The organism is Streptomyces sp. P9(2023), from assembly GCF_032436795.1.
GTDB lineage: Bacteria > Actinomycetota > Actinomycetes > Streptomycetales > Streptomycetaceae > Streptomyces.
Genome location: NZ_JAUPWM010000915.1, coordinates 1 through 229 on the forward strand (window position 1 = coordinate 1; position 229 = coordinate 229).

Genomic DNA, 229 nt, shown 5'->3' on the forward strand with positions numbered 1-229 from the left:
GCCGGCTGCACGTCCAGCCAAAATGTCAGACCAGCCGCTAGCGCCAAGCCGGCGATCGCTGCGACTAGGACGGAAAGTCCGCGCGCCAAGTCCTGCGTCGCAAAAGCCACCACCACAAGCAGGATCGGAAGCGCAACGAGCGCCGTCGCCTGAAACAATCGCCATATCCTGAGATCGTCGAACGCCAATCGAAGTAGCGGTCCCGCAACGATCCGAGCCGCCTCCCAAT

Annotated in this window: 1 protein-coding gene; it reads right to left on the minus strand. The window is 62.4% G+C overall.

Going from position 1 to position 229, the window contains the following annotated elements:
* Positions 1–188, minus strand: a 188-nt coding sequence (locus tag Q5762_RS39880) for a hypothetical protein (RefSeq protein WP_315897207.1), incomplete at its 3' end; no start/stop codon positions are given.
* Positions 189–229: the final 41 nt, after the last annotated feature.